Source organism: Anaerolentibacter hominis, assembly GCF_032380675.1.
Lineage (GTDB): Bacteria > Bacillota > Clostridia > Lachnospirales > Lachnospiraceae > Anaerolentibacter > Anaerolentibacter hominis.
On record NZ_JAWDIX010000001.1, the window covers coordinates 778,449 to 792,651 of the forward strand.

Annotated in this window: 11 protein-coding genes; all 11 read left to right on the forward strand. The window is 47.2% G+C overall.

The annotated features are described in order from the left end of the window. The first annotated feature begins 90 nt into the window (after positions 1–90). Positions 91–1,317: a P-loop NTPase gene (locus ABCW47_RS15115; RefSeq protein ID WP_425516049.1), complete on the forward strand. Its 1,227-nt coding sequence runs from the start codon at positions 91–93 to the stop codon at positions 1,315–1,317. Between the two features lie 219 nt (positions 1,318–1,536). Then, a complete protein-coding gene (locus tag ABCW47_RS03460; RefSeq protein ID WP_343208467.1) occupies positions 1,537–1,941 on the forward strand; it encodes a hypothetical protein in 405 nt (134 codons plus the stop codon). An 18-nt stretch (positions 1,942–1,959) separates the two neighbouring features. Further along, a complete protein-coding gene (locus tag ABCW47_RS03465) occupies positions 1,960–3,015 on the forward strand; it encodes a hypothetical protein (RefSeq protein WP_343208468.1) in 1,056 nt (351 codons plus the stop codon). Between the two features lie 234 nt (positions 3,016–3,249). Continuing rightward, positions 3,250–4,128 (forward strand): diadenylate cyclase CdaA, encoded by an 879-nt coding sequence (gene cdaA, locus ABCW47_RS03470; RefSeq protein WP_343208469.1) that lies wholly within the window; start codon positions 3,250–3,252, stop codon positions 4,126–4,128. Further along, complete coding sequence (locus ABCW47_RS03475) at positions 4,109–5,356, forward strand: CdaR family protein (RefSeq protein ID WP_343208470.1); 1,248 nt, start codon at positions 4,109–4,111, stop codon at positions 5,354–5,356. Before cdaA ends, ABCW47_RS03475 begins: the two co-directional genes overlap by 20 nt. Positions 5,357–5,621: 265 nt before the next feature. Then, positions 5,622–5,900 carry an HPr family phosphocarrier protein gene (locus tag ABCW47_RS03480; protein WP_343208471.1) on the forward strand — a complete coding sequence of 93 codons (279 nt, stop codon included), beginning with the start codon at positions 5,622–5,624 and terminating at the stop codon, positions 5,898–5,900. Positions 5,901–6,026: 126 nt separating this feature from the next. Beyond that, positions 6,027–7,694 (forward strand): 2-isopropylmalate synthase, encoded by a 1,668-nt coding sequence (leuA, locus tag ABCW47_RS03485; RefSeq protein WP_343208472.1) that lies wholly within the window; start codon positions 6,027–6,029, stop codon positions 7,692–7,694. Positions 7,695–7,912: 218 nt separating this feature from the next. Then, positions 7,913–10,168, forward strand: a complete 2,256-nt coding sequence (locus ABCW47_RS03490) for a bifunctional glycosyltransferase/CDP-glycerol:glycerophosphate glycerophosphotransferase (protein WP_343208473.1) — start codon at positions 7,913–7,915, stop codon at positions 10,166–10,168. A gap of 62 nt (positions 10,169–10,230) precedes the next feature. Continuing rightward, positions 10,231–12,477: a bifunctional glycosyltransferase/CDP-glycerol:glycerophosphate glycerophosphotransferase gene (locus ABCW47_RS03495; RefSeq protein ID WP_343208474.1), complete on the forward strand. Its 2,247-nt coding sequence runs from the start codon at positions 10,231–10,233 to the stop codon at positions 12,475–12,477. Positions 12,478–12,653: 176 nt separating this feature from the next. Next, positions 12,654–13,433, forward strand: coding sequence for an ABC transporter permease (locus ABCW47_RS03500; RefSeq protein ID WP_343208475.1), 780 nt, complete (start codon positions 12,654–12,656; stop codon positions 13,431–13,433). Between the two features lie 12 nt (positions 13,434–13,445). Next, complete coding sequence (locus ABCW47_RS03505) at positions 13,446–14,189, forward strand: ABC transporter ATP-binding protein (RefSeq protein ID WP_343208476.1); 744 nt, start codon at positions 13,446–13,448, stop codon at positions 14,187–14,189. Positions 14,190–14,203 lie beyond the last annotated feature (14 nt).

The window sequence follows — 14,203 nt, forward strand, 5'->3', positions numbered from 1 at the left end:
TTTGCTGCAATAAGCTGTAAGTGTTTGCTGGACTGCAGGGAGACGCAACGAGAGGGCCAATGAGCTTAAAGATAAAAAGGAGAGAGTAAAATGAGTGATTGTTCAAGTAATTGTTCTGAGAATGGCTGCGGTACCGGGCAAAACGGCACACCGGATTTCAGCGCGCCCATGAACGAACACAGCAATGTGAAGAAGGTAATTGGTATTGTCAGCGGTAAGGGGGGAGTCGGCAAATCCTTTGTCACCTCCTATCTTTCTGTGCTGATGAACCGGAAGGGATACAGCACGGCTATTCTGGATGCGGATATTACCGGTCCTTCCATTCCCAAGGCTTTTGGAGTTCACGAGAAGGCACAGGGCAGCGATATGGGAATCTTCCCGGCTGTGAGCAGAAAGGGTGTCCGCATTATGTCGGCTAATATGCTTCTGGAGACGGAGGAGACACCTGTAGTATGGCGCGGGGCTATGATTGCCAATGCGGTAAAACAGTTCTGGACCGATGTGGTCTGGGGCGATGTAGACTATATGTTTGTAGACATGCCTCCGGGAACCGGTGATGTGCCTCTGACCGTATTCCAGTCGCTGCCGGTGGATGGTATCATCATTGTCACATCCCCCCAGGAACTGGTATCCATGATTGTGGCGAAAGCTGTGGCAATGGCAGAGATGATGGATATTCCGGTCATCGGGCTGATCGAGAACTACAGCTATGTACAGTGCGGCAGCTGCGGCGAGAAGATCAATGTGTTCGGCGAGAGCCATATCTATGAGACCGCAGAGAAGTTTAACCTGCAGGTTCTGGGGCGGCTGCCTCTGGACCCGGCTATTTCCGCCGCGATAGATCTGGAAGAGGTGGAAACGTTGGAAGGGGACTGGCTGGACGGAGCTGCTTCTTACCTGGAACAGTATGAGAAGAAGGTAGTTGTGAAAGAGACAGCCGCAACCAGGATTGCCGTGACAACCGATGAGAACGGAAAGGTATTTCAGCATTTCGGCAAGACGGAGCAGTTTACCCTTTACACCCTGGAGGACGGTGTCCTGATGGGGAAAGATGTCCTGTCCTGCGATGGAAAAGGCCATGAAGAGCTGGGCGGACTGCTGGCTGAAAGCGGGGTTAACGTTCTGATCTGCGGGGGAATCGGACAGGGAGCGATTGAAGTCCTTGGAAATGCAGGCATCACGGTAATTCCGGGTGCTTCCGGCAGCGTGGATGTTGCCTTTGCCCATTATCTGGACGGCAGCCTGAAGCCGGCTCCGGCGAACTGTGACCACCATCATGATCACGAAGAGGGCGGAGAGGGCTGTCACTGTCATTAATGAGGTAGTGAGAGACCGCAGGAACAATATGAAAATTACGATAAGCCGTTCTCATTGAGTGGGAAAACGGCTGCAGAAAAAGGGGAAGTGCGCGGAATGGCACCTCCCCTTTCCTATCGTTGAAATCAGAAATTTTTTATGATATAATAAATCAGTATATTTGCGTCAGACAGTAGGGAGTAGTCCGGCCTGCCGGCTATTGGCCATAGGAGGATACATATGCTGAACAATAGAAAGATCAAAATAATGACAAAGCTGGCCTCATATGAACAGAGGAACGGCCGGAACGATATTAAGCTGGGCCGCTATTATCGGATGGACTTTATCCGTCTGCAGATTATGAAGTCGGTGGTTGCCTATACGCTGGGGTATCTGTTTGTGGCGGTTATGCTGGCGCTGTATAACACAGAATATCTGATTGAGAATGCAATAGGCCTTGATTACACACTGTTTATCACTTACGCGGCGGCTATTTATATAGTAGGTCTGCTGCTCTACCTATTTATTACGGTTCTGATCCAGGCAGTGCGGTATGAAAAATCCCGGAAGAGACTTGCAGGCTATTATCACAATCTGAAAGAGCTGGAAAGTTTCTATGAGAATGAAGAGAAGCAGGGAAGATAACAGGGGGATATATCTGATATGATGGTATTATATGAACTGAGAGAAAAAATGAAACGGCTTTATCAGTCCTATGGAAGGTTTATTGTGCCGGTCTGTAAGTTTCTGATCACCCTGGTTATCCTGCTGGTGATGAACAAGAACATCGGCTACTTTACCAAGCTAACCAGGCTTCCGATTGTTCTGGGCGTATCCGTGATTGGAGCGTTGGTTCCGCCGTCGATCCTGGTTCTTCTCATGGCGGCACTTTCTCTGATACATATTTTCATGGCGTCCAAGATTTTATTTGTGATCGCCGTGTTTGTTATCTTTGTTGTTTATTTTCTATTTGCACGTTTTACGCCGGAGCAGGGTTTGGTGATGCTTCTTGTCCCTGTAATGTTTGTATTTAAGCTCCCCTATCTGATCCCTCTGCTGCTGGGCATTTTTGCAGGACCGCTTTCTATTATGCCGGTTGTATGCGGAACCGTGGTGTATTTCCTGTTTAATGTATTAAAAACGGTGGCGCTTTCCACAACGGGAACTTCAATGGAGGATGCGCTTACATTATATCGCCTTGTTATGGATAACCTAATTGGAAATAAGACAATGCTGTATTCAATTCTGGTGTTTGCAGCGGTTATCGTGATTATGTACATTATCCGCAGGACCAAGATTAATTACTCATTTGAGATTTCCATCGGTGCAGGAACCCTTGTTATGATTATCGGTTTTCTGATTGCTGATCTGAAGACAGGCGTGTCCGGACAGATTTTCAGCATGCTTTTGCTGACGCTGCTCAGTGGTTTTATCACACTGTGCGTACAATTTTTCCGGTTCACCCTGGATTATACGAGAACAGAGATAACTCAGTTTGAGGATGAGGATTATTATTACTACGTGAAGGCGGTGCCCAAGATCTTTGTGACAGAGCCGGAGAAGAGCGTAAAGCATTTCAGTGACTCCAGGACTTCCAGAAACCGGAAGGTGGAGAAAAAAAGGCCGGGAAGGCCGTCCGAGCCATCGGAAGATCCGGAGGAAGAGTTCTTAAAAAGTTTTGCAAATATTGATGATGACGATGATTTATCATGGAAGTAGATAAGACTCCCACCTTTATAGGTGGTGAGTAAATAACAAATTCGTCATGGTGGGAGCCCAGTCTCCTTCCAAGATAAAGTCTCCGGCGGATTGCAGAGCCGCACAGATGTATTATGTCATGCAAAGCATGACGTGCGGCTCGCAGCAAGTACGCCGAGGCGTACTTGAATTTAGAAACGGCGCTGCGCGGCAGCAGCCGGCATACAATAGGGAATAAAAGAAAGGAGGATAAGGATGGAAGCGGCAAAAGCGACGATACAAACCGTATTGGAGAAGGTTGCCAGACAGGGTATTGAGATTACGGATATTCTGGAGATGATTATTCTGGCGTTCGCAATCTACCATATTATCCTCTGGATCAGGAAGACACAGGCCTGGCTCTTGTTAAAAGGAGTCATTGTGATTCTGATCTTTTTAGCGGTGGCTGCAGTTCTGCGGTTCCACGTTATTATGTGGATTTTTAAGAACTCCATTAATGTGGTGGCCATCGGTGCGGTAATTGTGTTCCAGCCGGAGCTTCGGAAGGCTCTGGATCAGCTGGGACGAAAGAACCCTCTGTCCGGGCTGCTCTCCCTGGATGAAGATAAGAAAAAGGCGGAGAAGTTCTCTAACCGTTCGGTAACAGAGATTGTCCGTGCCGTGGGAGAGATGGCCAAGGTAAAGACAGGCGCTCTGATCGTTATGGAGCAGGAGACTCCGCTGAATGAATATGAGCGGACGGGAATCAAGCTGGATTCCATTATCAGCAGCCAGCTGCTGATTAATATATTTGAGCACAATACACCCCTGCACGACGGAGCAGTTATTCTGCGGCAGGACCGGATTGTGGCCGCTACATGCTATCTGCCCTTGTCGGATAATATGGAGTTAAGCAAGGCTCTGGGTACCAGGCACAGAGCTGCCGTGGGACTCAGTGAGGTGACCGACAGCCTGGTTATTGTGGTGTCTGAGGAAACCGGCCGGATATCAGTAGCTTCCGGAGGGGTGCTGAAGACAAATGTGGACAGCGATTATCTGAAAGAGAGGTTGAAACAGGCACAGGGAAGGATTGTGGAGAGCAGAAGAATTAAATTATGGAGAGGAAGGCAGAAAGATGGGAAAAAAGCTGACTAAGAATTTAGGCATCAAACTTCTGTCTTTGGTGCTCGCCGTAGTTGTATGGTTTATTATTATTGACCTGGACGATCCGGTCAGATCCACGCCGATATCCAATGTGCCGGTGACTATTCTGAATGAGCGGGTGATCGGTTCGGATAAGACATACAGCGTGCTGGAAGGTGCGACTGTGGATCTGCAGGTTTCCGGCCGGAGGAGCGTGCTGAATGGAATTTCGCCCTCTGATTTTACAGCGACTGCCGATTTCAGTCTGCTGTACAATAATATTGTGCCGATAACCATTACCACGACCAGAAGTAATGTGACGATTGTTTCCAAGAGTTATGAATATATGAAGATATCCATCGACGATATCATTATGAAACAGCTGCCTGTGACGGTAGACCTTCAGGGAACGCCTCCGGATGGCTACAGCGTCGGTGAGCCCAAGGTTCAGCCTGGATTTATCCAGGTCACCGGAGCTAAGACGATCGTGGATAAGATTGATAAGCTGAAAGTGAGCCTTAATCTGAGTCAGATCAATGCCACGGAAGACTATCAGGTTTCTCTGAGCCCGAAAGCCTACGACGCGGAAGGTTCCCTGATGGATACAAGCAAGCTTTCCTTCAGCGCCACCGAAGTGACGGTCTCTGTACGGGTATATCCCACAAAGGTTGTAAATCTTTATATCAAGCCGGTGGGAGATCCGGCGTACGGGTTTGGCATTTCCGATATTTTGTACGAGCCTAAGGTGATTGAGGTGACGGGTGAGGCCAAGAATCTGGAAAATCTGGATTCTTTGACCATGACAGTGAATATATCCGGGGCTTCGGTGGATGTGGACGCCTCGCTGAACCCGGTTGATTTTCTGCCGGAGAAAGTGCATCTGGTAGATTCGAACACTGTGATCACGATCACGGTTAAGATTGTAAAGATGGTTACCCAGCAGATTGAGATAGCGAAGGATAATGTGACCCTTAAGAATCTGCCGACCAATCTTGATTTTTCCTACGTAAATAATGAGGCGTTTTATATTACGGTGCTGGGCATGGAGGAAGATATTTCACAGCTGACCTTTGCCGACTTTGCCCCCTATCTGGATTTGGCCGATATGGAGGCGGGCGAGCATGCTGTAGATTTGAAGTATTCAACGCCGGACAAGGTGACAGTGCTGGATTCCTCTACGGTTCAGGTTCTTTTAAAGGATAAGGAAGAAGAGCCGGACAGCGGGGAAGAAGGCGAATAATTTCATACATTCTGACAGAAGAGAAAAGCGAACTGGTATCGGATCATCCACCGGTACCAGTTTATCTTGGAAGTAGATAAGACTTCCCCCACTATAGGTGGTGAGTAAATAACAAATTCGTCATGGTGGGAGCCCAGTCTCCTTCCAAGATAAAGCCTCCGGCGGATTGCAGAGCCGCACAGATGTATTATGTCATGCAAAGCATGACGTGCGGCTCGCAGCAAGTACGCCGAGGCGTACTTGAACTTGAAAGAGGGAACGCATTATGGTGAGCGCAAAGGTAAAGATACAAAACGAAGAGGGCCTGCATTTAAAACCAGCGGGCAACTTATGTAAAGAGGCACTGAAATTTGAGTGTCTGATCCGCATTAAAAAGGAAAACAGAACCGGGAACGCGAAGAGTGTGATCAGTGTGCTGAGCACCTGTGTCAGGGGCGGAGATGAGATTCAGCTGATCTGTGAGGGAGCAGACGAGGAGGAGGCGCTGGCCTCTCTGATTCATCTGATTGATACAGGCCTGCTGGCTCCTGAGGCGGCGGAGTGAGCCATTTGCTGTAAAACTCTTGATGTCAGGGAGGTTTATACAGTTCTGGATAAATATGACAAAGTTTTAACAAAAGTATATCACAAAATGATCAAATAACTATGGTTGAATAATGGAGGAGAATTTATGCTTAATTATAAAAGATATCGCAGAGTTCCGGTACTTAATTATCCGGACAGGCAATGGCCGGATCATGAGATTACCGCAGCGCCGGTTTGGTGCAGTGTGGATTTAAGAGACGGCAACCAGGCGCTGATCGAACCTATGGTAGTGCAGGAAAAGATGGAATTTTTCCAGATGCTTGTGGATATGGGCTTTAAGGAGATTGAGATCGGTTTCCCGGCGGCTTCCCAGATTGAATATGATTTCTTAAGACAGCTGGTGGATCGGAATATGATTCCGGATGATGTGAAGGTACAGGTTCTGGTTCAGTGCCGTGAGCATCTGATCGACCGCACCTTTGAGGCGATTCAGGGAATTAAAAATGTCATTGTACATATCTATAATTCTACTTCCACGCTGCAGAGGGATGTTGTATTCCATATGGATAAGGAAGAAATCAAGCAGATTGCTGTTGACGGTACACGTATGGTGAAAGAGAGAGCCGCCAAGTTCGACGGCAACATTTTCCTGGAGTATTCCCCGGAAAGCTTTACCGGCACAGAGCTGGACTATGCTCTGGAAGTCTGTGACAGCGTAGTGCGGGAATGGGAAGGCACCAAAGAAAATCCGGTCATCATCAACCTGCCTGCCACGGTAGAGATGAACACACCGAATGTGTATGCGGATCAGATCGAATGGATGGACCGGCATTTTGAGAACAGAGAAGCGATTATCTTAAGCATTCATCCCCATAATGACAGAGGAACAGCGGTAGCCGCGGCGGAATTAGCCCTGCTGGCAGGCTGTGATAGAATTGAGGGAACATTGTTCGGCAACGGAGAGAGAACCGGTAATGTGGATATCCTGACGATTGCCTACAATATGTTTTCCCAGGGGATTAACCCGAATTTAAAACTGGAAAATGTAAATGAAATTATAGAAGTATGCGAACGCTGCACAAAGATTCCGGTTCATGTACGGCATCCTTATGCGGGCAAACTGGTCTTTACCGCATTTTCCGGTTCTCATCAGGATGCAATCAACAAGGGCGTACAGGCAATGAAAGAGAGGAATCTCCCTTACTGGGAGGTGCCGTATCTGCCTATCGACCCGGCGGATGTGGGAAGAGAATACGAACCGATTGTACGGATCAACAGCCAGTCCGGCAAGGGCGGGGTGGCCTTCATCATGGATATTTATTATGGCTTCAAGCTGCCGAAGGGAATGCACAGAGAATTTGCGGATATTATCCAGGCAATTTCCGAGAAGCAGGGCGAAGTAGCTCCGGAGCGGATCATGGAGGAATTCCGGAACGAATATCTGGACAGGAAGGAACCGCTGCATTTCAGAAAATGCTATGTGGAGGATCTGACCGATACAGCGGATGAGTTTGACACTAGAGTTGTCCTGACCTATACGGATAACGGTGTGGAAAAAACATTCGAATCCACCGGAAGCGGACCGATTGATGCCGTGCAGAGCGGCCTGATGAAAGAACTGGGAATTGATATTGAAGTCCTGGATTACAGCGAACATGCTATGACATCCGGCGGCAATGCACAGGCGGCTGCCTATATCCATATGCATGACAGAAAGACGAACAAGGTAACTTACGGAGTGGGAATCAGCTCGAACATTACCAGAGCATCCATCCGGGCTATCTTCAGTGCTGTAAACCGCTTGAGAGGATAACAGTATGCCTTAGGGCATTTAACGGAACAGACAGAGGGCGTTTTAAGAGGGCAGCTTCTTAGAATGCCCCTTGCTATATAAGAACGATTGTTTTTCACCCGGCCGACGTATTATCTGGCGGCTGTGGGTATAATACAAAGGTAGAATGGCAGAAATTACAAAATGAAGCTGATTTCCATTCTGGAAGGGGCTCAAAACGAGAAAGGCAGGAAAGAACTATGAGAGTAAGCGTTATTGTGCCGGTGCAGCGGGGCCTGTACTATCTGAGGGATTGTCTGACCAGCCTGGCTGAGCAAAATATACCCGATATGGAGGTAATACTGGCCTGTGACCACGTGACAGAATTTGACGTGGAAGAAGCGGCAGCGGCGTACCGCCCCTCTCTTTCTTTTACGATACTATATCTGAATGACGGGACAGGAGCGGCAGCAGCCCGGAATATGGGCCTGGCGGCTGCGAAGGGAGACTATATCTATTTCCTGGACAGTGACGATTATCTATATAACGACGCTCTGGCAAGGCTTGTACAGGCCGCAGAGAAGAGCGGGGCTCAGGTCGTCTATGGTATAAAGAAGAAAACCTGGTATAAGCGTGACATTTTTGTTGAGAATTTGCGGAAGGACGAAGCGCAGAAAAATGATCAGGAAGCAGAGTCGGAGAAGGAATTTGTAGTACTGAAAGAGTCCGAGAGCGGCGAAAACCTGTCGGTATCCCTGGATGATAGGGGAAGGAGCCAGGCCAGAAATGTGCTGTTTTCCGACAGAAAAGGAATCAATGATGTCTCAGTCCTCAATATTCTGGTGAAGCGGAGCCTGCTGGAGGAGAATGATATTACGTTCCGGGAGGAGTTCCGGTATTATTCCGATCTTTCTTTTGTGCTGGAGATACTCGAACACGCAGAGCAGTTTGAATGGGATGCGGAAGCCGTATACGTCCAGAGAAAGCATAACGACCCGGTTCATTTCCCCTCACTTTCACAGGAAAAATCCGAGGAACGATTTGAAGAGTACATGAATGCCTATTCCTGTGCCAGGGAGCTGGCGTCGGCGGATGAGGATCTGGCGATGCGGATCGACCGGAAGATTGTGAATTATTTCTGCGGCTATTTTGTAACACGTATGCGCCGGAGCGAGAACCCGGCCTGGAATACCACGCGCTTTGACCGAATGAGAGAGATCATATCCGGCATGCCGAAGGCTGTATTTGACGAGCTCGGCGGGTATAAGAAGAGAAGCATCAAAGCTCTCCTTAAGGGTGACCGGAAGCGGGTGCGCCTGCTGGTCAATCTGAGGCTGGGCAGTAAGAAGTTAAAGACCTTCCTCAGCCGGCCAAGAGAGATTTATAAATATCTGTATCGCCATTATTTCACCAAATTAAGTCTGAAGGAAAATTATGTGCTCTGCGAAAGCTTTTTCGGAAAGAGCTATTCGGACAGCCCGAAGTATATATTTGAATATATAAGCAAAAATTATCCGGGCAGATATAAGTTCATCTGGGTGCTGAACAGGCGGGATTCCAAGATCCCTTATCCTCATAAGCGCATCCGGCGTTTCAGCCTGTCCTATGCCTATTATCTGGCCAGATGTAAATACTTTGTCTTTAATGTGCGGCAGCCCATGTGGGTCCAGAAGCGCAAGGGAAATATTTTTCTGGAGACCTGGCACGGGACGCCGTTAAAACGGCTGGTATTTGACCAGGAAGAAGTGACAGGGGCATCCCCTCTCTATAAATACCAGTTTTATGTACAGGTGCAGCTCTGGGATTACCTGATTGCGGCTAACCAGTTCTCTTCTGACACGTTCCGTCAGTGTTTCTGCTTTGAAAAGAAGATGCTGGAGACCGGCTATCCCAGGAATGATATCCTGCACAGTGAAAACAGGGACGAGCTTGCTGCCGGGCTTCGGAAAAAGCTTGGGATACCGGCGGATAAAAAGACTATTTTGTATGCGCCGACCTGGCGGGACGACGAGTATTATGACAAGGGCCAGTATAAGTTTGCTCTGAAACTGGATCTGCACCGGTTAAAGGAACAGCTGGGTGATGAGTATGTTCTCCTGCTGCGGACACATTACTTTATTGCGGATGCTCTGGATGTGACCGGTTTGGAAGATTTTGCCTTTAATCTCAGCAAATACGAGGATATTTCGGAATTGTACCTGATCTCCGATCTTCTGGTTACAGATTATTCTTCCGTATTTTTTGACTATGCCAATTTAAAGCGGCCGATTTTATTTTATACGTATGATCTGGAAAAATATAGGGATGATCTGAGAGGCTTTTATATTGATATCGAGCAGGATGTGCCTGGTCCGCTTCTGTTTACTCAGGACGAATTAGTGCATGCCATAAAAAATATCAGTGAAATATCATTGCAGTATAGTGAAAAATATGATATATTTTATGAGCGTTTCTGTAGTTGGGAAGATGGCCATGCTGCAGAGCGATGTGCACAGGAAGTATTCGATTTGAGATAGGGGAAGCCGGAGTGAGACATTTATAGGGGTCCGGCACGGGGATACTTCCGGAAAGGAAACCAATGAAAGTCAGTGTGATTGTTTCTCTGCATCGCGGAGAAAACTATTTAAAGGACTGTCTCACTAGCTTAGAGGTACAGAATCTGCCGGAACTGGAAGTTATACTGGTATGTGACCATGTGACGGAATTTGACGTGGATAAAACGGTAGATCCATTTCGGAAGCAGCTGCTGATCCGGATGGTGGAGCTGGATGATAAGACCGGAGTGGCGGCGGCCAGAAACTTAGGGTTATCCGTTGCTGAGGGAGAGTATATCTATTTTCTCGACAGCGACGACTACATTTTTGAGAATACGGTTGAACAGCTCCTTGACACGGCGCAGGAGTACAGCGTCCAGGTTGTGTACGGCAAAAAAGAGAGAACCTGGAATAAGAGGGATATTTTTATTTCCAGCTATGAACGTCAGATGCCTGCTGCAGAGAAGGAAAATGAAGAGGAGCAGAATGCTCTGACAGAGAAAGAACAGGATGAAGATGCACAGGATGACGCCCTGGATTCCAAGGCGGTGAAGGCCAGAAAGCGGCTGCTCTCCAGCAGAAGAGGAATTAAAAACGTCTCTGTGCTGAATATATTAATAAAGAGGGATCTGATTGAATCAAATCAGATCCGTTTCTGTGAGGACTTCCGGTACTATTCGGATCTCTCCTTTGTGTTGGAGATTCTGAAGTATGGGGAGTCTTTTGAATGCAGCCAGGACGCTGTTTATGTCCAGAGAAAGCACAATGATCCGATTCATTACCCGGCGCTCTCCCAGGAGAAGAATGAGAAGCGCTTTGGGGAATTTCTGGCGGCATACCGCTATGGAAGAGAAAGAATTGAGGACGACAGCGAATTGAGAGACCGGCTGGACCGAAAGCTGATCAACTATTACTGCGGATATTTTATGAAGAGGATGCGCAGGAGTGAGAGAGCGGTATGGAGGGAAGAACGGTTTGATCAGATGCGGGAACTTATCGGCAAGATGTCCCCGGATCTGATAGAGAGTCTGAAAAAATACAAAAGAAAATGCATAAAAGCCCTTCTGGAAGGTAATCGCAAAAAGAGCCTGCGCCTGATCAATGCAAGGCTTGGAAAACAGAAGTTCAAGACTTTTTTCACACGCCCGAAGGAGATCGGCAAATACTTATACCGCCATTATTTCAGAAAGATGAGTCTGAAAGAGAATTATGTGGTGTGTGAGAGCTTTTTTGGAAAGAGCTATTCGGACAGTCCGAAATATATTTATGAGTACATCAGCGAGCACTATCCGGGACAATATAAATTTATATGGGTGCTGAATAATAAAAAAACACATATCCCTTATCCGCATAAGAGGGTAAAGCGTTTCGGAATCAGGTATGCTTATTATATGGCCCGGAGCAAATACTTTGTATTTAACGTAAGAACCCCATTGTGGGTGAAGAAACGGGAGGGAGCTATCTTTCTGGAAACCTGGCACGGCACACCGCTGAAACGTCTGGTGTTTGATCAGGAAGAGGTTACCGGCGCGTCTCCTACTTATAAAAAGCAGTTTTATGTACAGGTTCAGGAGTGGGATTATCTGGTGGCTGCCAATCAGTTTTCTTCCGTCACCTTCCGCAGCTGTTTTCAGTTTAAAAAGAAGATGCTGGAGTACGGATATCCCAGAAATGATCTCATGTACCGGGAGGATAAGGACGAACTGGCGGCAAAGCTTCGCGGGAAGCTGGGTATACCGGCAGATAAAAAGACCATATTGTATGCGCCGACCTGGCGGGACGATGAATATTATGACAAAGGCCAGTACAAATTTGCGCTAAAGCTTGATCTCGCCCGGATGAAGAAAGAGCTGGGGGACGAGTACGTCATTCTGCTGCGGACCCACTATTATATAGCCGATGCCCTGGATGTAACCGGACTGGAAGATTTTGCATTTAATCTGAGCAAATACGATGATATAACGGAACTGTACCTGATTTCAGACCTGCTGATCACGGACTATTCCTCTGTATTCTTTGACTATGCCAATTTAAAGAGACCGGTTCTGTTCTATACGTATGATCTGGAAAAATACAGGGATAATCTGAGAGGCTTTTATATTGATATCGAGAAGGAAGTGCCGGGCCCGATCCTGTATACCGAGGACGAGGTTATCGACGCGGTGAAACACATCGGCCGGATTGAAGAAGAGTACCGTGCCCTCTATGAGGAGTTTTATGAGAGGTTCTGCTCCTGGGAGGACGGACATGCTTCAGAGAACTGTGCAAAGGAAGTATTCGGTCTGAAATAGAAAAAAGGCTGGAAGAATGGGGAAGAATGGTATATAATCGCGATAGACGCTATTGGATCTGTTCATCATCCGTTTTTTATGATACGGGAAACTGAGTTTCCTATATCTAAAAAAGCATAAGCGTATCCGGTGAAAGTCCCGGATGAAACCAATAAGGGAAAGGCAAGGGTTTTACTATGAAGTCAGCGTTCAAGAATTTTCTGAAATACCGGTTTTTACTGGTAGAACTGGTAAAAAAGGACATTAAGCTGAAATACAGAAGGTCGTATCTGGGCCTTTTTTGGACTCTTCTGGAGCCATTGTTAACGATGTTGGTACTGTATGTTGTATTCTCACAGCTGTATGGGAAAAGTGACCGGACGTTCGCCGTCTATATCCTGACGGGCCGTCTTTTATATACGTTCTTCTCCAATGCGACGAAGGGAGCGATGAAGTCGATCCGCAGCAACAGCGGAATGATTAAAAAGGTTTATGTGCCAAAGTATATTTATCCGCTGGCATCTGTGATATCCAATTATGTTATCTTTTTGCTGTCACTGATCGTTTTGATTCCGGTCAGCCTGTTTGTCGGCGTGTTCCCGACAAAGCATATAATTCAGATCGTGGCGCCGCTGTTTATGATATTTATCATGGCTCTGGGCGTGGGGATGATTCTGGCCACGCTGGCCGTGTTCTTCCGGGATCTGGAATATTTGTGGGGCGTTGTCCTTCTGCTGATCATGTACTGCTCCGCCATTTTCTACGAGCCGTCCAGGGTTGTGAAAACAGGATACGGCTGGATCTTTCACCTGAATCCTCTTTACTCCCTGATTTCGAACTTCAGGTCTGCGGTGCTGTACCATCAGAGGATGGATTTTGGCGCTTTTTGGTATGCAACGGCATTCAGTGTGGTCTGTCTGGCTGTGGGTGTGTTTATATTCTACAAGAAGCAGGATGATTTTATTCTGAACATATAGCGGGAGGCAGATATGAGCGAGAAAGTTATGGTTAAGGTTGAAAACCTGGGAATCCGATTTAATTTAAGTGCAGAAAAAATAGATAACCTGAAAGAATATTTTATTAAGGCAGTGACCAAGAAGCTCCGCTTTCAGGAGTTCTGGGCATTGAAGGATGTTTCCTTTGAGGTCAAAAAGGGGGAGCGTCTGGGAATTCTGGGATTAAACGGCGCCGGAAAAAGTACTCTGCTCAAGGTGGTCGCCGGAGTGTTAAAGGCGACGGAAGGCACTGTGAATGTAAAAGGAACGATTGCCCCGCTGCTGGAATTGGGAGCTGGATTTGATCTCCAATATACCGGTAAGGAAAATATTTATTTATATGGAGCCGTGCTGGGCTTTTCACGGAAGTTTCTGGATTCCAAATATGATGAGATTGTTAATTTCTCCGGGCTTCAGAAGTTTATTGACGTGCCCCTTAAGAACTATTCCTCCGGTATGAAGGCCAGGCTTGGATTTGCTATTGCTACAATTGTAGAACCGGATGTATTGATCCTGGATGAGGTCTTAAGTGTAGGCGATGCCCGGTTCCGCAAGAAAAGTGAGAAGAAGATCCGGGATATGTTCGACCGGGGAGCTACCGTGCTCTTTGTCTCTCACTCCATTGATCAGGTACTGGCGATCTGTGACAAGGCTATTCTGTTGGATAACGGTAAGCTGATTGCCAAGGGCGACGTGGAAGATGTGGCCGAAATTTATAACAAGATACTGGAAGGCTAATATAAGTTACGCAG

Bases quoted from the DNA above. Each gene is read 5' to 3' on its own strand.
- ABCW47_RS15115 (WP_425516049.1), top strand. From the start codon at position 91: ATGAGTGATTGTTCAAGTAATTGTTCTGAGAATGGCTGCGGTACCGGG.
- ABCW47_RS03460 (WP_343208467.1), top strand. From the start codon at position 1,537: ATGCTGAACAATAGAAAGATCAAAATAATGACAAAGCTGGCCTCATAT.
- ABCW47_RS03465 (WP_343208468.1), top strand. From the start codon at position 1,960: ATGATGGTATTATATGAACTGAGAGAAAAAATGAAACGGCTTTATCAG.
- cdaA (WP_343208469.1), top strand. From the start codon at position 3,250: ATGGAAGCGGCAAAAGCGACGATACAAACCGTATTGGAGAAGGTTGCC.
- ABCW47_RS03475 (WP_343208470.1), top strand. From the start codon at position 4,109: ATGGGAAAAAAGCTGACTAAGAATTTAGGCATCAAACTTCTGTCTTTG.
- ABCW47_RS03480 (WP_343208471.1), top strand. From the start codon at position 5,622: ATGGTGAGCGCAAAGGTAAAGATACAAAACGAAGAGGGCCTGCATTTA.
- leuA (WP_343208472.1), top strand. From the start codon at position 6,027: ATGCTTAATTATAAAAGATATCGCAGAGTTCCGGTACTTAATTATCCG.
- ABCW47_RS03490 (WP_343208473.1), top strand. From the start codon at position 7,913: ATGAGAGTAAGCGTTATTGTGCCGGTGCAGCGGGGCCTGTACTATCTG.
- ABCW47_RS03495 (WP_343208474.1), top strand. From the start codon at position 10,231: ATGAAAGTCAGTGTGATTGTTTCTCTGCATCGCGGAGAAAACTATTTA.
- ABCW47_RS03500 (WP_343208475.1), top strand. From the start codon at position 12,654: ATGAAGTCAGCGTTCAAGAATTTTCTGAAATACCGGTTTTTACTGGTA.
- ABCW47_RS03505 (WP_343208476.1), top strand. From the start codon at position 13,446: ATGAGCGAGAAAGTTATGGTTAAGGTTGAAAACCTGGGAATCCGATTT.